Source organism: Mesorhizobium sp. B2-5-7 (assembly GCF_006440875.1).
Taxonomy (GTDB): Bacteria; Pseudomonadota; Alphaproteobacteria; order Rhizobiales; family Rhizobiaceae; genus Mesorhizobium; species Mesorhizobium australicum.
On sequence record NZ_VFUO01000003.1, the window covers coordinates 65,023 to 83,391 of the forward strand.

Consider the following 18,369-nt stretch of genomic DNA (forward strand, 5'->3'; position numbering starts at 1 on the left):
GTGATGCCTGAAAGAAAGCCGTTGATAGCGCCGCGGTCGAGTTGACCGAATCGACATTCGCGCCGATAGGATCGATTTTATGCGCGCAGCCCTTCAAACACCTTCCGTCATCGGTCCCACCGTCGGCTTCGTCAGGTTGCCGCATGGCGAGGGACTTCCGCTTCCCGCCTATGAAAGCGCCGGCGCCGCCGGCATGGATTTGCGCGCGGCGGTGCCTGAAGACCGGCCGCTTCTGATCCTGCCGGGCAAGCGCGCCTTGGTAGCGACGGGGCTGATCCTGGAAATTCCCGAAGGCATGGAAGGCCAGGTGCGGCCCCGCTCGGGCCTTGCCTTCAAACACGGCCTTACCGTCCTCAATTCACCGGGCACGGTCGACAGCGATTATCGCGGCGAGGTGAAGGTGCTGCTGGTCAATCTCGGCGACGAGGATTTCGCGGTGACGCGCGGGATGCGCATTGCCCAGATCGTTTTCGCCGCGGTGACGCAGGTGGCGGTTGAAGAGCGTTCGCTGGCCGGCGGCACGGCGCGTGGCTCGGGCGGATTCGGATCGACCGGCACCGCCTGATGCCTGGCTGTGTTTCGGCACAGTGAACCGTTTTGCCGGGTAGACTGATCCAACATGACTGGAACACGCCCCCTGCCAAAGCTCGTCATCTTCGACTGCGACGGGATCCTGGTCGATACCGAGAACCTCGCCAACCGGCGCCTGGCCGAATGGCTGAGCGACGCCGGTTTTCCAACGACCTTCGAATATTGCCGCAAGAACTTCTCCGGCCGCAGCATGGTCTCGGTGCAGAAGGAGATCGAAGAGACGACCAGCGTCAGGCTCGGCGCCGATTTCGTCGAGCGCTGGAATGCCGGCCTGCCGGATCTGTTCGCTCACGGTGTCGAGGCGATCCCTTATGTCCGGGAGTTCATCGAGGCGGTCCGCGCGGCCGGCATCGCTTATTGCGTCGCCACCTCGGCCAGGATCTCCAAGATGCACATAACGCTTGGCCAGACCGGTCTGTTGCCGCTGTTCGAACATGCCATGTTCAGCGCCACCATGGTGTCGCGCGGCAAGCCGTTCCCCGACCTGTTCCTGCATGCGGCCAAAACGATGGGCTTCCCGCCCGCCGACTGCATCGTCATCGAAGACAGCGTCGCCGGCACGCAGGCTGGCATCGCCGCTGGCATGCGCGTGTTCTCCTATCATGGCGACCCCTATTCCGACCGCGACGGCTTGATCCAGGCCGGCGGCATCCTGTTCGACGACATGCGCGAACTCGCCGGGCTGGTGCCGATCCACTGATCCGCTGCACTGGACGCCACGAAGCGCTGTGCTATCTTCCGCGCGCCCGACAATGGGGCGCCGCCATGCCAACGTACCTGCTTCGCTTCATCCACCTGGGGTGCTGCTGCGGCTTTTGGGGATGGCGGCCTCTTCACAAGCCGTCAGTTTCCCTGACCTCGGCAGCGCGCTGCCCGTCACAAGGATGCCACCTCCGTGCCTGTCGAGATGCGCCACATCGACGCTTTCGAGAAATTGGCAGCAGAGAACGAGAAACGCTTCTGAACCAACCGCATTCGTTTGCCCGGCCGCAAACAGCGCGGTAGCATCCGCCCCAATACTCGTTATGGGGGAGCATTCATGGACAAGGGCAAGATTTTTCGCGACCTGCATGCCTCGACCTTCGTCATGCCCAATCCTTGGGATCCGGGCACGACGAAGCTGCTCGGATCCTTCGGCTTCAAGGCACTGGCCACCACCAGCGCCGGCTTTGCCTTTTCGCGCGGCCTGCCGGATGGGGCAGTGACCTTCGACCAGATGATCCATCATTGCCGCGAGGTGACGGGCGCGACCGACCTGCCGGTCTCGGCCGATCTCGAGAAGGGCAAGGGGGACAGCGCCGAGCAGGCCGCCGAAACCATTTTCGCGGCGGAAGCGGCCGGGCTTGCCGGCTGCTCGATCGAGGATCACACCGGCGATCCTGAAAAGCCCATCTACGAGTTTTCGCACGCGGTGGAGCGCGTCGCCGCAGCGGTGGAGGCGGCGCGGGCGCTGAAGCGCGACTTTGTCTTCACGGCGCGGGCCGAGAATTTCCTCTGGGGCAAGTCCGATCTCGACGACACGATCAAGCGGCTGCAGGCGTTCGAAAAAGCCGGCGCCGACGTGCTCTATGCACCTGGTATCGGCGATGTCGAGATGGTGCGGACCTTGTGTTCGTCGGTCGGCAAGCCGGTCAATGTCATGGCGAGGCCCGGCTTCACCATCGCCGACCTCGCCATGGCCGGTGCCAAGCGGATTTCGCTTGGGCCATGGCTGACCAATTTCGCCTACGGCATGCTGGAGACGGCGGCGCGCGAGATCCAGCAGGACGGCACGTTCGGCTTCACCCGCGCCGCCATGCCGTTCGGCAAGCTGCAGGCGCTGTTCGGCAAATCCCAGGGCTAGAATGAGTTCGGCCGCATGAACCTTACCGTTGTCGACATGCATACGGGTGGCGAGCCGCTACGGATCGTCACGGGCGGTTATCCCGCTATCCCCAAGGGCACCATCCTGGAGAAGCGCGCCTATGTGCGGGACCATCTCGACCATTTGCGCAAGTTGCTGATCTTCGAGCCGCGCGGCCACTATGACATGTATGGCGCTTTGCTGGTCGAGCCCGATTTGCCCGGCGCCGACCTCGCGGTGCTGTTCATGCACAATGAGGGCTATTCGACCATGTGCGGCCACGCCATCGTCGCGCTCGGCCGCTACGCCGTCGATCAGGGGCTGGTGGCGAAGCAGGAGCCGTTCACCACCGTGAACATCGAGGCGCCGTGCGGCATGGTCGTCGCCTCGGTCGCGGTCAGCGATGGCAAGGCCGGCGCGGTGTCGTTCGAGAGCGTGCCGGCGTTCCTGTTCGCTGGCGATCGACAGATCGAGCTGACAGGCTATGGCAAGGTCGGTTTCGATATCGCCTATGGCGGCGCCTTTTACGCGCTGGCCGACTGTCATCAATTCGGCTTGGAGTTCGGCCGCGACCGCGTGCGCGATTTCGTCGACGCGGCAACCACGCTGACGAACCGGCTGAAGGCCGAGTTTCCGCTGTCGCATCCCGATCATGATGACCTCGCCTTCCTCTATGGCACCATCCTGACCGATGGAAAGGACGCCTTTTCCGGAGAGGCCACCAGGAATGTCTGCGTCTTCGCCGAGGCGGAGGTCGACCGCTCGCCGACCGGTTCCGGCGTCACCGCCCGGCTGGCGGCCATGCATGCCAAGGGCGAGATCGCCGTCGGGCAGACGCGAACGTTCGAGAGCATCGCCGGCTCGCGCTTTTCCGGGGCGGTGGCGCGAGCAGCGCGAGCCGGCCCGCATGAAGCGATCGTCGCCCGTGTCGGCGGCCGTGCCTATTATTCCGGACGAGCCGAATTCATTGTCGAGCCGGACGACGAGTTGGGGCGGGGATTTCTGCTACGCTGAAGAGATTTAGCGCCGCGACGCGCGTGCGACTTCCCGCGCCGAGATCGCCTTGTGCAGATGCACCATCATGGCGGCGGCGAAGAGCGGCGTCAGCAGGTTGAGCAGCGGCACGGCGAGGAAGGCCGCGACAACCAGCCCGGAGAGAAACACCGTACCGGCATACCGCCTGCGCAGGGCCCGGGCCTCTTCTTCCCCGCGAAAGCGCATGGCGGCGAATTCGAAGAATTCGCGTCCGAGCAAATAGCCGTTGACGATGAAGAAGGCGGCGATGTTGATACCTGGCACCAGCAGAAGCAGCAAGGCGACGATGTTGCCCAGGATGACGATGCCGAAGAATTTTATCGCCAGCACCAGCGAGCGCAATACCGGCATGGCGCGTCCGGCTGGGTCGCCGGGATAATCGGTGCGCTCGACCACTTCGGCGACATCGTCGAGGAACAGGCCGGCGATCACCGCCGTGACCGGTGCGATCAGAAGCGCCATGCCGAACGCCAGCGCGATGCCCGCGACGATGCCGCCCAACCAGCCGGCCCAGGACGGCATGCCGGGCAACAATGTTTGCAGCCACGGCAGGGCAAGCCATTCGACAAGGCTGGTCAAGCCGAACCACAGGGCGACCAACGCCAGCAGGGTCAGGCCGAGCGTCTTGATGAACACGGCGCGAAACGGAGGCGAGAGCAGCTCAAGGGCCGCGGTGCGGGCAGCGTCGAAAATCACCGTGCTTCACCCCCAGGTCAGCGGACACAGCCACAAGGCAGGACGCCTCCGAGATAGGCGGTGCGGCCCGCGAGCACAAGCGCGGGCCGTTGCTTGCCTTCGTATGTTCCCCAGATCTGCCTATCGGGCTAAGCCCGGCTTACGAACCGGTATGGTCATGGCCGCCACGCCGGCGACGACAAACCCCATGCCGAGCCAGGCCGTGGGCCCCAGGCTTTCGCCGAGGAAGACGGCGCCGATGCCGACGCCGATCGGCACCCGCAGATAGGCCTGAGACGTGGTGCCGACCGAACCCAGCGTGTGGATCAGGCGGAAATAGATGACGAAAGCCAGTGCCGTCGAAAACACGGACAGGCCGAGCAGGGCAAGGATGGAAGCCGTCGAAGGCGCCAGCGTCCATGGCTGGTCGACCGCCAGGCTGAGCGGTCCCAGCATGACAGCGCCGCACAGCATCGAACCGGCGGCGGGAAGCATCGGATCGAGGCCCTTGAAGCCTCGGCCGAAAATGGCGGCGCCCGCATAGCACACGGTTGCCGCGACGATGGCGATCTGTGCCCAGAGCTGGTGGCCGATGCCGCCAAGCGCCTGCGTGCCGACGATGAGGCAGATGCCGGCGATGCCGGCGCCAACGCCGACCAGCTTGCGCACGGTCACCGGCTCATGACGGGTGATAAGCGCCGTCAGCAGGAAGGTGAAGATCGGCGAGGTGGCGTTGAGGATGGTGGCAAGGCCGGCGTCGACCGAACGCTCGGCCGCGGCGATCAGCGTGAACGGGACGACGCTGTTGAGGCAGGCCTGGAAGGCGAAGCGGCGCCAGCTTGCCGCATCGCCCGGCATGGCAAGCCCGCGCCAGCGGATAATGGCGAACAGGATGGCGCCGGCGATCAGGGTGCGGGCCGCGATGAAGGTGATGGGCGGGATGGTCTCTACGCCGATCTTGATGAAGGTATAGGAGGCTCCCCAAAGCACCGCCAGCACACCGAGCAATGCCAGGTCGATGGTCGTGTTGCTTTTGGCAGGCATGGGCTCGCGCCTTCGGACCGTGATTGAACAGGCGCAGATGTAGGCGACATCGCGACGAGATGTTTCGGCCACGGTCGAATTGTCGTAGCGCCTGGCTGGCGCGGCAAGGACAGAAAATCGGTTGCCAGTTTTCAGGGTCATGCTGTAGACCCGCGCGGGCATGGCAAGAAGCCGGCCCGGGTTTTTGGCGGAGACATTGATGCCGGATTATGACGTGCTTTGCATCGGCAATGCGATTGTCGACATCATCGCCCAGTGCGAGGAGGAATTCCTCGAGACCAACGGCATCATCAAGGGCGCGATGAATCTCATCGACACGCAGCGCGCCGAATTGCTCTATAGCCGCATGGGCCCGGCGATCGAGGCCTCCGGCGGCAGCGCCGGCAACACGGCGGCCGGTGTTGCCTCGTTCGGCGGACGCGCCGCCTTCTTCGGCAAGGTCTCCAGCGATGCGCTGGGCGAAATCTACGCGCACGACATCCACGCGCAGGGTGTCGCCTTCGACACCAAGCCGCTCGAGGGCGAGCCGCCGACGGCGCGCTCGATGATCTTCGTCACGCCCGATGGCGAGCGTTCGATGAACACCTATCTCGGCGCCTGCGTCGAACTCGGGCCGGAAGATGTCGAAGCCGACAAGGCGTCCGGCGCCAAGGTGACCTATTTCGAGGGTTATCTGTGGGACCCGCCGCGCGCCAAGGAAGCCATCCGGCAGACGGCGAAACTGGCGCACGCGGCCGGCCGCGAAGTATCGATGACCTTGTCGGATTCGTTCTGCGTCGACCGTTACCGCGACGAGTTCCTAGACCTGATGCGTTCGGGCACGGTCGATATCGTTTTTGCCAACAGCCACGAGATCAAGTCGCTTTACCAGACGTCATCGTTCGAGGAAGCGCTGGCGCGGATCCGCAAGGATTGCAAGCTCGCGGCGGTTACCCGCTCCGAAAAGGGCTCGGTTATCGTGCGTGGCGACGAGACCGTGATCATCCAGGCGACCGCCATCAAGGAACTGGTCGACACGACGGGCGCCGGCGATCTCTACGCCGCCGGTTTCCTGCATGGCTACACACAAGGACGCGACCTCCAGACCTGCGGCGATCTTGGCTCACTGGCGGCCGGATTGGTGATCCAGCAGATCGGCCCCAGGCCAAGGCAGAACCTGCGCAAAGAGGCCGAGCAGGCGGGGTTGCTGTAACAACGCCTTTCTCTTCGCCCGCTGTTGGGGAAAGGAGGCAAGCGCGGACAGCTTCTCATCGTCGCGCAGTTGTCACATACCGCTCCTACACGCAAATGCGAGCGTGCCGTGACTGACATTTCGACATGCTAATCGGGGTGTGAAGCAATGCAGGACAGCAACCTGTCGGGTCGCTGCATCCGTTGCCGTCGCACTTTCCGCTTTCCGCCGTAACCGTTCAACAACAGGCCGCGGTCGAGGGAGGAGAGCGCGCGGCCCAGAAAACAGATGCATGACAAGATTTCAGACCAAGACGACATTTCAGACCAAGACGACCGGCATCACGCAGGACGATTTCGCCGACATGGTGGCGGAAAGGGTCGAGCGTGCGCTTGCCCACTATGACGAAGCCATCAACGGCCCCACAATGGTCTCGGTCGGCAAGATCGCCGGTTCGATAGCGTCCGCCGTCACCTTGCTTTCGCCCAAGCACCAGCGCGCCATCGACGCCATCCATGCCGACCTTCCGGGCCTGGCCCAGAAATTCGTGCGGGCGCTGGCGGCGGAAGCCGCCCGCCGCGGCGAAGCCGGCACCGCTGGCGCGGACAACCTGTCCTCGGCCCTTTTGGCCGACGCCGAAACCCCGCTCCCGCTCCCCCAGTCCGACGACCTCGAATCGATGCTGATCGAGGACTGGGCCGGACGCGTCGCCGGCTCGACCTATCTGGAAGAGAACCTGCGCATCGCCCGCTCCACCTTGCACCGCTGGCAGAGGCGCGGCGACGTCATCGCTCTGCGCAAGGGTGGCCGCAAGCACGTCTTCCCGCTGGCGCAGTTCGTCGATGGCAGGCCGGTCGCGGGCATAAGCGACGTGCTGGAGCTGATCGGCAATCCGAGACTCGCATGGCTGTGGCTGACCCGTCCAGCGGCGCACCTTGATGGGCGTATTCCCATCGACCTGCTGCGGCAGGACCAGGCGGAGGAAGTCGTGGAGGCGGCGCGGGCGTTCGCGCCGGGGTGAAGTCGGCGCGCTGTCAGCCGTTTCGTTCCGCGAGCAGGCCGAGATAGTGCTGCAGCACCGCCGCCCCGGCAAGCGACGTGACATCGGCGTGGTCATGGCGGGCGCCACCTCCACAACGTCGGCGCCGACAATGAGTGCCCGTGCCGGGAGATAGGCCGGGTCGAGGCAATCGATGTCGAAGGTCAGACGCGAGCCCGATCTTCCACGACCCGGCGCTTGCCGTCCGTGAGGCCGTGAATGGCGGCGGCGTGGCGCTGGCCGACAACATCATGGTCGAGGACCTGCTGGCCAGCGGCCAGCTGGTCGCGCCCTTCACGATCCGCCACGCAATTCCACAGAGCTACTGCCTGTGGCAGAAGCCGGGCAACCGCATTTCAATCAGGGTCAGGCTGTTCCGGGATTGGCTGCTGTCGGAGATCGCCAGCCACAAGCAGGTGATGCGGCTGGCGCGAGCGTCCAACACCGGGGAAGCCCCTCAGTTCCCTGCCGAATAGGCCGCGATCGCCGCCATGTTCACGATATCGCTGTCCTTGGCATTCAGCGACACGATCTGCACCGGCTTGTTCAGGCCGACCAGCAGCGGGCCGATGACGGTCGAGCCGCCCAGTTCCTGCAGCATCTTGGTCGAGATGGAGGCCGAGTGGAAAGCCGGCATGACCAGGACGTTGGCCGGACCGGTCAGCCTTATGAACGGGTATTGCGCCATGGCGCGGGCGTTGAGCGCGACGTCGGCGGCCATCTCGCCGTCATATTCGAAGTCGACGCGGCGCTTGTCGAGGATGCGCACGGCTTCCTGGACGCGCTCGGAACGTTCGCCCTGTGGATGGCCGAAGGTGGAATAGGCAAGCATGGCGAGCCTTGGCTCGTAGCCCATGCGGCGGGCGAAGCCTGCCGCTTCCTCGGCAATGTCGGCGATCTGCTCGGCGTTGGGCATGTCGTGTACGGCGGTGTCGGCGACGAGCACCGTCTTGCCGCGCGCGAGCACGATCGAGACGCCGATGACGCGGTGGCCGGGCTTGGCGTCGATGACGCGCCTGATGTCGTCGAGCGCGGTCGAATAGTTGCGGGTCACGCCGGTGACGATGCCGTCGGCGTCGCCCAGCGCCACCATGCAGGCGGCGAAATGGTTGCGGTCATTGTTGATCAGCCGCTGGCAGTCGCGGAACAGGAAGCCTTTGCGCTGCATGCGCTCGTAGAGATAGTCGGTGTAGATCGAATTGCGGCGCGACAGGCGCGCATTGATGATCTCGATGCCTTGCTTGTTCAGGTCGATGCCAGCGTGCCTGGCGTTCTCCTTGATGACGTCGTCGCGACCGAGCAGGATGGCGGTGCCGAGCCGCTGGTTCACGTAGGAGACGGCGGCGCGCATCACCTGCTCCTCCTCGCCCTCGGCGAAGACGATGCGCTTGGGCTGGCGGCGCACGCGGTCGTAGATGCGCTGCAGCGTCGAGGCGATCGGGTCGCGGCGGGCGGAAAGCTCCTGCGCGTAACGGTCGAGATCGAGGATCGGCTTGCGGGCGACGCCCGAATCCATTGCAGCCTTGGCCACGGCGATCGGGATGGCCGAGATCAGGCGTGGGTCGAACGGCACCGGGATGATGTAGTTGGGGCCGAATTTCGGCCGGTTGCCCTGATAGGCCGCGGCGACGTCGTCGGGCACGTCCTGGCGCGCCAGTTCGGCCAGCGCGCGGGCGGCGGCGATCTTCATGTCGTCATTGATGGTGGTGGCCCTGACATCCAGCGCGCCGCGGAAGATGTAGGGAAAGCCGAGCACGTTGTTGACCTGGTTGGCGTAATCCGACCGCCCGGTGGCCATGATGGCGTCGGTGCGGATCTCGGCAACTTCCTCCGGGGTGATCTCGGGATCGGGGTTGGCCATGGCGAAGATGATCGGGTTCTTGGCCATCGACTGCACCATGGTGGTGGTCAGCGCCCCCTTGGCCGAAAGCCCGAGGAAGACGTCGGCGCCGTCCAGCGCTTCGGCCAGGGAACGCGCCTCCGTCTTGACCGCATGCGCCGATTTCCACTGGTTCATGCCCTCGGTGCGGCCCTGGAAGACAACCCCCTTGGTGTCGCACAGGATGATGTTTTCTGGCGAAAAACCCATCGCCTTCATCAGCTCGATACAGGCGATGCCGGCCGCGCCCGCACCGTTGCAGACCAGCTTCGTGGTCTTCATGTCGCGGCCGGTTATTTCCAGCGCGTTGATCAGACCGGCGGCCGAGATGATGGCGGTGCCGTGCTGGTCGTCATGGAAGACCGGAATGTCCATCAGTTCGCGCAGGCGCTGTTCGATGATGAAGCACTCCGGCGCCTTGATGTCCTCCAGGTTGATGCCGCCGAAGGAAGGACCGAGGAAGCGCACGCAATTGATGAACTCGTCGGCATCCTCGGTGTCGACCTCGAGGTCGATGGAATCGACATCGGCGAAGCGCTTGAACAGCACCGCCTTGCCTTCCATCACCGGCTTCGAGGCCAGCGCGCCGAGATTGCCTAGGCCAAGTATGGCGGTGCCGTTTGAGATGACGGCGACCATGTTGCCGCGCGTCGTGTAGTCGAAGGCTTTGGATGGATCCTCGGCGATGGCCCGCACGGGCACTGCCACGCCAGGCGAATAGGCGAGGCTGAGATCGCGCTGCGTCGTCATCGGCTTGGTGGCGACGATCTCCAGCTTGCCGGGCCGGCCCATGGCGTGGAATTCGAGCGCTTCCTGCGCGCTGACGGACGGACCGTTGTTCTCGGTTTTCCTGGCCATGGTGCTTTTGATTTCCTCGCCGGTGCGGCACCTCCTTGAAGCGGGTACCTGTGTGCTTGCGAATTAAGACCACGGGCCGCCGCGTGTAAACCACGAAGCTGGGCAAAGCTGCTTCAAAGCGGAGACGGCCGGTCAGAAGCCGTTTGGCCGCCTTCTTAATGCCGTGATTTCATTCGCGTGCCGGCGCACCGCCGCCCAGCGCCGCAGCAGCCCAATTTCGGGAAACGGCCATTGCGACAGCGGCGGTTGGCTGCTTCCCATCCTCTTCAACAGGTCGGACAGGGACACTGTGAGTTCCTGCCGTTGAGCCCGCACCTTGGCCAGCGTGCGGTTGCGAATCTCATCGCGGGGAATGGCGCGGTCGCGCAACGTCTCGACCGCGCGCCGGATCGCCGCCGGATCGGGCTCGGCGATGATGCAATAGTCCGGATCGAAAAAGACGTCCCGGCCGCCGAGACTGGGCGTGCTCACCACCGGCAACCCCGCCATCAGATATTCCATGCTGGAGCGCATCGCTCCTTCCGCCGCCGACAGACAGAGACCAACCGCGGCCTGGTTGTAGACGCGATTGACCTCCTGGGCTGTCAGCCGGCCAGTCAGGCCATTGACGATCGGGTTGGCGATATGATGCAGCGGCGATTGCGCATGCAAGCGGCGGATGAAGGCACGGTTGCCGACCCGCGGCAACTCGCCGATCGAAAAGGTAATGTGGGCGAGCCTTTCGATATCGAAGGCGAGGTGGTGGCGCTTGGTGTGCGAGATGCGAGCATTATAGACCGCGTCGAACTCGACGGGGACATCCGGCAAGGGCCGAAAGATGTCCTCGCTGACCATCAGATTGTGGTTGGAGAAGATCGCGGTTCCTCCGACGGTGGTGACCAGACGGCGCTCTTCCTCGGTGTTGCAGAGAAAAATCAACTCATGAGCTGGAAACCGCTCGCGGTGCCAGGCGAGGTCCCTCGCGAGCTTTGGGATGAGACGCGGCCGCTCGAGTGTCCAGTTAGGCATCATCAGAAAGGCGGCGCGACGCGAAGCGAAGCGCCGGGCGATCGCCACGATCGAGCTGAGCGGCCGTGCCCCGCCGATCGGCGTGTAGATCACCAGCGGATCATAACTGAGGACATGGACAGCTACCCGGATGCTTCCGTCGAGACCGGAGAAAGGGCCGGTAGTCGGAAGGATGAAAGGAAGCCGATTGGCCGCCAGCTGCTTCAGATTGCCTACACTTTGGCCGGCCTGGCGAGCAGCATTGAGCCAGAAGCGTTCGAGCGCCGAGTCGATAGGTCCCACCATCTCCTCGAACGTTTCGTGCCCGTCTTTGTCCATGACGCCCCCGCCATTATTGCCCAAGGTGACAGATATTCGCGATCGCCGCGTCGGGCAATGCAGCTGAACAGCCGTTCCATGAAGATGGCTCGCGGTCTTCCCCTGCTTTTCGATGGTCCGGCATTAAACCCCGCCATCACATCTGCTAGCGTGCCGCGCCATGAACATGCACAGCCCGAACGAGCCCGACGCCGCCCCCGAGGCGATGACGCCGCCGCAGCCCGGCGTTGCCGCCGTCACGCCGATGATGGAGCAGTTCATCGAGATCAAGGCGGCCAACCCGGATTCGTTGCTGTTCTACCGCATGGGCGATTTCTACGAGCTGTTCTTCGACGATGCCGAGAAGGCGAGCCGGGCGCTGGGCATCGTGCTCACCAAACGCGGCAAGCATCAGGGCCACGACATTCCAATGTGCGGCGTGCCGGTGCATGCGGCCGACGACTATTTGCAGAAGCTGATCGGCCAGGGCTTCCGCGTTGCCGTCTGCGAGCAGATCGAGGATCCGGCCGAGGCCAAGAAGCGCGGCTCCAAATCGGTCGTGCGCCGCGACGTGGTGCGGCTGGTGACGCCGGGAACCATCACCGAGGACAAACTGCTGGCGCCGTCGGAATCGAGTTATCTGATGGCGTTGGGTCGGGTGAAGGGCGGCAGCGAGCACAGCTTTGCAATTGCCTGGATCGACATCTCGACTGGTGCTTTCCGCGTCGCCGAGACCACCGCCGACCGGCTGCTGGCCGACATCTTCCGTGTCGATCCGCGCGAACTCATCGTCGCCGAGCCGGTGTTTCATGATCCCGACCTGAAGCCGGTGTTCGACGTGCTCGGCCGTGTCGCCAGCCCACAGCCCCCGAGCCTGTTCGATTCGGCCTCGGCCACGGGGCGGATCGCGCGTTTTTTCGAGGTGGCGACACCGGACAGTTTCGGCACGTTTTCGCGCGCCGAATTGTCGGCGATCTCAGGCGCCATCGCCTATGTCGAGAAAACGCAAAAGGCCGAGCGGCCGCCGCTGTCGCGGCCCGAGCGCGAGGAGCAGGGCTCGACCCTGTTCATCGATCCGGCGACGCGCGGCAATCTCGAACTGTTGCGTACGCTGTCCGGCAGCCGCGAGGGTTCGCTGTTCAAGGCAATCGACCGCACGGTGACCGGTGGCGGCGCGAGGTTGCTCGCCGACCGGCTGATGGCGCCGCTGACCGACCCGGCGGCCATCGGCGCGCGGCTGGACTCCGTCTCGTTCTTCCGCTCCGAGGTCAGGCTTTGCCAGGCGGTGCGGATGAGCCTGAAGAGCGTCGCCGACATGCCTCGCGCCCTGTCCAGGCTGGCGCTCAACCGGGGCGGGCCACGCGATCTCGGCGCGCTCCGCGCTGGTTTCGAGGCGGCCGGTGCCATCGCCGAAACCTTTGCCGCGATCGCCCTGCCCCAGGAGTTGGCCGGCGCGATGGCCGCGATCAAGGCGCTGCCCAAGGCGCTTGCCCAGCATCTCACCCAGGCGCTCGGCGAGGAACTGCCGCTGCTCAAACGCGACGGCGGCTTCGTTCGCGGCGGCTACCACCCGGACCTCGACGAGATGCGGGCGTTGCGCGACGAGTCGCGAAAAGTGATTGCCGGACTGGAGCGCTCGCTGATCGAGGAAACCGGCATCCGCTCCCTGAAGATCCGGCACAACAATGTGCTGGGTTACTACATCGAGGTGACGGCCAATCATCACGCCGTCATGACTGGCAGCGATGGCGCCAAGGCGCGCTTTATTCACCGCCAGACCATGGCCAACGCCATGCGTTTCACCACGACCGAACTCGCCGAGCTCGAGACCAAGATCGCCAATGCCGCCGACCGGGCACTGAGCATCGAACTGGCCGCCTTCGATGCGCTGACGGCGGAAGCGGTCGACGCGGCCGAGGCGATCCGCGCCGGCGCCGACGCGCTCGCCGTGCTCGACGTGTCGGCAGCGCTTGCGCTTCTGTCGGAAAGCGAGGCCTGGTGCCGGCCGGTGGTGGATTCCAGCCTTGCCTTCGAGATTTCAGGCGGGCGGCATCCGGTGGTCGAACAGGCGCTGCGCCGTTCGGGCGAAGGCCCATTCGTCGCCAACGATTGCGACCTCTCGCCGGAGGGCAATGCCAAGAACGGCGCGATCTGGCTGCTGACCGGCCCCAACATGGGTGGCAAGTCGACGTTCCTGCGGCAGAACGCGCTGATCGCCATCCTGGCCCAGACCGGCTCCTTCGTGCCGGCGACATCGGCCCATATCGGCGTTGTCGACCGGCTGTTCTCACGCGTCGGCGCGTCGGACGACCTGGCGCGCGGCCGCTCGACCTTCATGGTCGAGATGGTGGAGACGGCGGCGATCCTCAACCAGGCCGGCGAACGGGCGCTGGTGATCCTCGACGAGATCGGCCGCGGCACCGCCACCTTCGACGGGCTGTCGATTGCCTGGGCGGCGGTGGAGTATCTGCACGAGAAGAACCGCTGCCGGGCGATCTTCGCCACCCACTTCCACGAAATGACGTCGCTCGCCGGCAAGCTGGCGCGGCTTTCCAACGTCACCATGCGGGTCAAGGAGTGGGAAGGCGACGTCGTTTTCCTGCACGAGGTCGGCAAGGGTGCCGCCGACCGCTCCTACGGCGTCCAGGTAGCCCGCCTTGCCGGCTTGCCGGAAGCGGTGGTGGGCCGCGCGAAGGAAGTTCTGCATCAGCTTGAGGAAGGCGAGGTTTCCGGCAAGGCCAACCGGCTGGTCGACGACCTGCCGCTGTTTTCGGTGGCGATGAAACGGGAAGCGCCAAAGCCGGTGAAGAGCGACGCGCTGGGCGCGGCACTCGGTGAGATCAATCCCGACGAGATGACCCCCAAGGAAGCGCTGGAGGCGCTTTACCGGCTGAAGGGGCTGGCGGGGAAATAGTCAGATCATTTCCAGTCCGCGCTTGCGCGTCGGTGGGGGGAATGCACGGTCGAGATCGGCGAGGTCATCGGCGGTAAGCTTTATGTCCAGCGCGGCAAAATTCTGGCGGACGTGCTCCTGGCTGCCGGCCTTGGGAATGGCGATAACGCCGTCCTGATGCATCACCCAGGCCAAGGCGATTTGCGCAGGGGTCGCATTGTGACGGGCGGCGATGGCGTCAAGCCTGCTGTTGCGCGCCAAAGCACCCTGCTCCACCGGCGAATAGGCCATCAGCGGAATGCCGCGCTGGCGGCTCCATGGTGCAAGGTCGAATTCGGGGCCGCGCCGGATCAGATTGTAGAGCACCTGATTGGTCTGGACATTGCCGCCCGAGCGCAAACCGGTGAGCTCTTCCATTTCGTCGGTATCGAAATTGCTGACGCCCCAGTGGCGGATCTTGCCGGCCTTCTTCAACGCCTCGAAGGCCTCGACCGTCTCGCCCAAAGGCACGCTGCCCGGCCAGTGCAGGAGATAGAGATCGATGCGGTCGGTGCGCAGCCGCTTCAGGCTTTTCTCGCAAGCCGCCGGCACGCCGGTGCGCGAAGCATTGGACGGCAGCACCTTGGAGACGAGAAAGAGTTCTTCGCGCCGGCCGGCGATGGCTTCGGCCACCACCTCCTCGGCGCCGCCGCTGGCATACATTTCGGCGGTGTCGATCAGCGTCATGCCGAGGTCCAGCCCAAGCTTCAAGGCATTGACCTCCCCGGCTCGACGGCGGGCATCCTCGCCCATTTTCCAGGTGCCCTGTCCCAGCACCTGGACGGCTTCGCCCGAAGGCAGCTTGGTGGTTCTTGTCGTCGTGGGCATGGGGGCTCCTGGGTAAGCGATCGAGGCGCATGGCATCACAAGCATACGGAGAAATCCAGGATGGAGCTCGGGTTCTCCGGTCGCCGCCGTTGATGCCTTACTTCACCGGATGGGCGGCGAGCCAGTCCTGCATCTGCTTGATTTCGGCTTCCTGCGCGGCGATGACGTTTTCGGCGAGTTTGCGGATTTCCGGATCCTTGCCGTTGGCAAGCTCCACCTTGGCCATGTCGATCGCCCCCTGATGATGCGGGATCATGCCGCGGACGAAATCGACATCGGCGTTGCCGGTATATTGGGAGGCCATCATGTCGGTATGCATCTTGTCCATCGCCGCCTTGTAGCCCGCCGTGGAAGGGCTTTCCGCCCCCATGGCCATGGCACCCATGTCGTGCTTCATCTCCTCGCTCTGCGCCGGCACGCTTTCGAGGAAAACGGCAAGCAGCATTCCGGCGGCCATCAGCAGCAGCACGAGTTTTTTAGCCAAGGTCATTCATGGTCTCCTGTCGGTTGGGTTTCGTATCTGGGGGTTAATCTCAGAGTTTCAACGTTCTCAGGCGCAATGCGTTTGCGATCACCGAGACCGAGGACAGGCTCATCGCCGCCGCCGCCAGCATCGGCGACAGTAGCGTGCCGGTGAGCGGATAAAGCACGCCGGCCGCGACCGGCACACCAAGCACATTGTAGAGGAAGGCGAAGAACAGGTTCTGCCGGATATTACCGATGGTCGCCTGGGCCAGGGTTCGGGCGCGGACGATGCCGTTGAGGTCGCCCTTGACCAAGGTGATGCCGGCGCTTTCGACCGCGACATCGGCGCCCGTTCCCATGGCGATGCCGACATCGGCGGCGGCAAGCGCGGGCGCATCGTTGACGCCGTCGCCGGCCATGGCGACGGCGGCACCCTTGCCGCGCAGTTCCTCGACCAGCGCTGCCTTCTGTTCCGGCAACAGACCTGCCCGAACCTCGTCTATGCCGAGATGTCCAGCGATCGCCCTGGCCGTGCGCTCATTGTCGCCGGTCGCCATGATGATCCGCAGCCCGCTGCCATGCAGCGCCTTGATCGCCTCGGCCGTGGTCGCCTTGACCGGATCGGCGACGGCGACGATGCCGGCCAGCTTGCCGTCGACAGCGACGAACATCACCGTCTTGCCATCGCCCTGCAAGGCTTCCACGCTGGCCAGGACCCCGGAAACGTCGATGGCGAGATCGGCCATCATCGCGGTATTGCCGAGCGCGACCTTCTTGTCCGACACCGTGCCGGAAACGCCTTTGCCGGTAACCGCCTCGAAGCTGCCGGCCTCGGCGATCTTCACGCCGCGCTGGCCGGCTCCGTCGACGATGGCCTCGGCCAGCGGATGCTCCGACCCTTTTTCCAGGGTCGCGGCGCATCTCAGCAATTCGTCCTCGGAAAAGCCGCTGACAGCCACGACATCGGTCAATTTCGGCCGGCCCTCGGTCAGCGTGCCGGTCTTGTCGACGATCAGCGTGTCGACGGAGGCGAAGCGCTCGAGCGCGGCGGCTTCCTTGATCAGCACGCCGGCATGCGCGCCGCGCCCGGTGGCGGTCATGATGGACATCGGTGTGGCGAGACCCAGCGCACAGGGACAGGCGATGATCAGCACCGAAACCGCCGAGACGATGGCGAAGATCAGGCTGGGCTCGGGGCCGAAGATCGCCCAGGCGACGAATGCGGCGATCGCGACCAGGACGACGGTCGGGACAAAGTAGAAGGAAACGCGGTCGGCCAGGCCTTGGATCGGGGCGCGCGAGCGCTGTGCCTTGGCGACGAGTTCGACGATGCGCGACAGCGTCGTCTCGGCGCCGATCCGTTCGGCGCGCATGATCAGCGAGCCATTCTTGTTGAGCGTGCCGCCGGTCAAGGCGTCGCCTTCGGCCTTCTCGACTGGCAAGGGCTCGCCCGTGATCATCGATTCATCGATGGAGGAGCGGCCTTCGAGCACCGTGCCGTCGACCGGGACGGCATCGCCGGGACGGATGCGCAGGCGATCGCCGGTCTTGACCTCGTCCAGCCCGACATCGATCTCGGCGCCGTCCTCGGCGACCCGCCGCGCGGTCTTCGGCGCGAGGTCGAGCAAAGCTCGGATCGCCGATCCGGTCTTCTCGCGGGCGCGCAGTTCCAGCACCTGGCCGAGGAAGACCAGCGCGACGATGACGGCAGCCGCCTCGAAATAAACCGGCACCGCACCGCCATGGCCGCGAAACTGATGCGGAAAGATGTCCGGGAAGAGCGTGGCGACGACGCTGTAGAGATAGGCGGCGCCGACACCCAGCGAAATCAGCGTCCACATGTTGGGGCTGCGGTTGAGCATCGAGTCCCAGCCGCGATGGAAAAACGGGAAAGCGGCCCACAGCACCACCGGGCTCGCCAGCACCAGTTCGATCCAGACCTTCGCGCGATCCTCGACCAGGCCCTCAAGCGGCAGGCCTACCATCGGCGCCATGGCTACGATCAGCAGCGGGACCGACAGCACCGCGCTCACCCAGAGGCGTCTGGTGAAGTCGACCAGTTCGGGATTTGGCCCTTCATCGCCCGTCGGCACGCCCATGGGCTCGAGCGCCATGCCGCAGATCGGGCAGGAGCCGGGCTTGTCGCGGAGAATCTGCGGATGCATGGGGCAAGTGTATTGCGTGCCCTTGGGCATCGGCGCCGGCGCCGGCCTGTCGCCGAGATAAGTTTGCGGCGCCGCCTCGAACTTCGCCTTGCAGCCGGCCGAACAGAAATAGAAGCCCTGGCCTTCATGGCGGACGAAATACCTGGCGTCGGCGCGGTCGACGATCATGCCGCAGACAGGGTCGACGGCGGTCAGATAGCTTTCCGGCTCGGCCTGGAACCTCGAACGGCATCGCTCGCTGCAGAAATGATAGAGGCGGCCGCCATGCTCGGATGTCGGCTTGCCGGCGGCCGACTCCACCGTCATGCCGCAGACCGGATCGCGCAGAACCGCATCCGAATCTCCGCCCGTGCCCTTTGCCGCGCAGCAGCCGCCATGAGCGCCATGCGTGTGATGATCGTGATCTGAATGCGTCATTTCTAATGCCTCGATGCACTGCTTCGAAGCAGAGGTAGTGCTTCCAGTAACTGGAAGGTCAAGGGCTGTTTTGAATTCGGTTCTCCGAACCCAGCGGATTGACCAAATGGCGAAAACTGTAC

15 protein-coding genes and 1 pseudogene are annotated in these 18,369 nt (G+C 64.7%); 8 read left to right on the forward strand and 8 right to left on the reverse strand.

What is annotated here, in order from left to right:
* The first annotated feature begins 79 nt into the window (after nucleotides 1-79).
* From dut to FJ543_RS14200, 4 genes are all read left to right on the forward strand, one after another.
* Nucleotides 80-565 carry a dUTP diphosphatase gene (gene dut / locus FJ543_RS14185; RefSeq protein ID WP_140723192.1) on the forward strand — a complete coding sequence of 162 codons (486 nt, stop codon included), beginning with the start codon at nucleotides 80-82 and terminating at the stop codon, nucleotides 563-565.
* 54 nt (nucleotides 566-619) lie between these two features.
* The gene (locus FJ543_RS14190) at nucleotides 620-1,291 is read left to right on the forward strand and encodes an HAD family phosphatase (protein ID WP_140875631.1); all 672 of its coding nucleotides are present in this window, start codon (nucleotides 620-622) and stop codon (nucleotides 1,289-1,291) included.
* A gap of 339 nt (nucleotides 1,292-1,630) precedes the next feature.
* A complete protein-coding gene (locus FJ543_RS14195; protein WP_140614891.1) occupies nucleotides 1,631-2,434 on the forward strand; it encodes an oxaloacetate decarboxylase in 804 nt (267 codons plus the stop codon).
* Nucleotides 2,435-2,449: 15 nt separating this feature from the next.
* A complete protein-coding gene (locus FJ543_RS14200) occupies nucleotides 2,450-3,448 on the forward strand; it encodes a proline racemase family protein (RefSeq protein ID WP_140875633.1) in 999 nt (332 codons plus the stop codon).
* Nucleotides 3,449-3,454: 6 nt separating this feature from the next.
* On the opposite strand, the gene FJ543_RS14205 is transcribed toward FJ543_RS14200, so the two are convergent.
* Together FJ543_RS14205 and FJ543_RS14210 are read right to left on the reverse strand one after the other, a co-directional pair.
* Nucleotides 3,455-4,165: a sulfate transporter family protein gene (locus FJ543_RS14205; protein ID WP_140875635.1), complete on the reverse strand. Its 711-nt coding sequence runs from the start codon at nucleotides 4,163-4,165 to the stop codon at nucleotides 3,455-3,457.
* 120 nt (nucleotides 4,166-4,285) lie between these two features.
* Nucleotides 4,286-5,188 (reverse strand): EamA family transporter, encoded by a 903-nt coding sequence (locus FJ543_RS14210; RefSeq protein WP_140614894.1) that lies wholly within the window; start codon nucleotides 5,186-5,188, stop codon nucleotides 4,286-4,288.
* Nucleotides 5,189-5,387: 199 nt separating this feature from the next.
* Here FJ543_RS14210 and FJ543_RS14215 point away from each other — a divergent pair, with 199 nt between their 5' ends.
* Both FJ543_RS14215 and FJ543_RS14220 read left to right on the forward strand, forming a co-directional pair.
* Nucleotides 5,388-6,380: an adenosine kinase gene (locus FJ543_RS14215; RefSeq protein ID WP_140660544.1), complete on the forward strand. Its 993-nt coding sequence runs from the start codon at nucleotides 5,388-5,390 to the stop codon at nucleotides 6,378-6,380.
* A 271-nt stretch (nucleotides 6,381-6,651) separates the two neighbouring features.
* Nucleotides 6,652-7,380, forward strand: a complete 729-nt coding sequence (locus FJ543_RS14220) for an antitoxin Xre/MbcA/ParS toxin-binding domain-containing protein (RefSeq protein WP_140875637.1) — start codon at nucleotides 6,652-6,654, stop codon at nucleotides 7,378-7,380.
* A gap of 13 nt (nucleotides 7,381-7,393) precedes the next feature.
* Here the strand turns inward: FJ543_RS14220 and FJ543_RS31830 are convergent.
* A pseudogene (locus FJ543_RS31830) lies at nucleotides 7,394-7,581 on the reverse strand (arginase family protein); the annotation flags it as partial.
* 32 nt (nucleotides 7,582-7,613) lie between these two features.
* Between FJ543_RS31830 and FJ543_RS14230 the strand changes: the two are divergent.
* A complete protein-coding gene (locus FJ543_RS14230) occupies nucleotides 7,614-7,874 on the forward strand; it encodes a hypothetical protein (protein WP_224622938.1) in 261 nt (86 codons plus the stop codon).
* Here FJ543_RS14230 and FJ543_RS14235 read toward each other — a convergent pair.
* Nucleotides 7,856-10,135 (reverse strand): NADP-dependent malic enzyme, encoded by a 2,280-nt coding sequence (locus FJ543_RS14235; protein WP_140875640.1) that lies wholly within the window; start codon nucleotides 10,133-10,135, stop codon nucleotides 7,856-7,858. The genes FJ543_RS14230 and FJ543_RS14235 overlap by 19 nt on opposite strands.
* Before the next feature lie 132 nt (nucleotides 10,136-10,267).
* Nucleotides 10,268-11,461 (reverse strand): glycosyltransferase, encoded by a 1,194-nt coding sequence (locus FJ543_RS14240; RefSeq protein ID WP_140875642.1) that lies wholly within the window; start codon nucleotides 11,459-11,461, stop codon nucleotides 10,268-10,270.
* A gap of 160 nt (nucleotides 11,462-11,621) precedes the next feature.
* On the opposite strand from FJ543_RS14240, the gene mutS reads away from it, so the two are divergent.
* Nucleotides 11,622-14,354, forward strand: a complete 2,733-nt coding sequence (gene mutS / locus FJ543_RS14245) for a DNA mismatch repair protein MutS (RefSeq protein ID WP_015314166.1) — start codon at nucleotides 11,622-11,624, stop codon at nucleotides 14,352-14,354.
* Here the strand turns inward: mutS and FJ543_RS14250 are convergent, their stop codons facing one another.
* From FJ543_RS14250 to FJ543_RS14260, 3 genes are all read right to left on the reverse strand, one after another.
* A complete protein-coding gene (locus FJ543_RS14250) occupies nucleotides 14,355-15,200 on the reverse strand; it encodes an aldo/keto reductase (RefSeq protein WP_140875644.1) in 846 nt (281 codons plus the stop codon).
* A 97-nt stretch (nucleotides 15,201-15,297) separates the two neighbouring features.
* On the reverse strand, nucleotides 15,298-15,690 hold the full coding sequence (locus FJ543_RS14255) for a DUF305 domain-containing protein (protein WP_140614900.1): 393 nt from the start codon (nucleotides 15,688-15,690) through the stop codon (nucleotides 15,298-15,300).
* A 43-nt stretch (nucleotides 15,691-15,733) separates the two neighbouring features.
* On the reverse strand, nucleotides 15,734-18,247 hold the full coding sequence (locus tag FJ543_RS14260; protein ID WP_140875646.1) for a heavy metal translocating P-type ATPase: 2,514 nt from the start codon (nucleotides 18,245-18,247) through the stop codon (nucleotides 15,734-15,736).
* Nucleotides 18,248-18,369: the final 122 nt, after the last annotated feature.

Coding starts and splice junctions, on each gene's coding strand:
- FJ543_RS14260 (WP_140875646.1), bottom strand. CDS start 18,247: ATGACGCATTCAGATCACGATCATCACACGCATGGCGCTCATGGCGGC.
- FJ543_RS14240 (WP_140875642.1), bottom strand. CDS start 11,461: ATGGACAAAGACGGGCACGAAACGTTCGAGGAGATGGTGGGACCTATC.
- FJ543_RS14190 (WP_140875631.1), top strand. CDS start 620: ATGACTGGAACACGCCCCCTGCCAAAGCTCGTCATCTTCGACTGCGAC.
- mutS (WP_015314166.1), top strand. CDS start 11,622: ATGAACATGCACAGCCCGAACGAGCCCGACGCCGCCCCCGAGGCGATG.
- FJ543_RS14215 (WP_140660544.1), top strand. CDS start 5,388: ATGCCGGATTATGACGTGCTTTGCATCGGCAATGCGATTGTCGACATC.
- FJ543_RS14255 (WP_140614900.1), bottom strand. CDS start 15,690: ATGACCTTGGCTAAAAAACTCGTGCTGCTGCTGATGGCCGCCGGAATG.
- FJ543_RS14195 (WP_140614891.1), top strand. CDS start 1,631: ATGGACAAGGGCAAGATTTTTCGCGACCTGCATGCCTCGACCTTCGTC.
- FJ543_RS14250 (WP_140875644.1), bottom strand. CDS start 15,200: ATGCCCACGACGACAAGAACCACCAAGCTGCCTTCGGGCGAAGCCGTC.
- FJ543_RS14200 (WP_140875633.1), top strand. CDS start 2,450: ATGAACCTTACCGTTGTCGACATGCATACGGGTGGCGAGCCGCTACGG.
- FJ543_RS14235 (WP_140875640.1), bottom strand. CDS start 10,135: ATGGCCAGGAAAACCGAGAACAACGGTCCGTCCGTCAGCGCGCAGGAA.
- dut (WP_140723192.1), top strand. CDS start 80: ATGCGCGCAGCCCTTCAAACACCTTCCGTCATCGGTCCCACCGTCGGC.
- FJ543_RS14220 (WP_140875637.1), top strand. CDS start 6,652: ATGACAAGATTTCAGACCAAGACGACATTTCAGACCAAGACGACCGGC.
- FJ543_RS14210 (WP_140614894.1), bottom strand. CDS start 5,188: ATGCCTGCCAAAAGCAACACGACCATCGACCTGGCATTGCTCGGTGTG.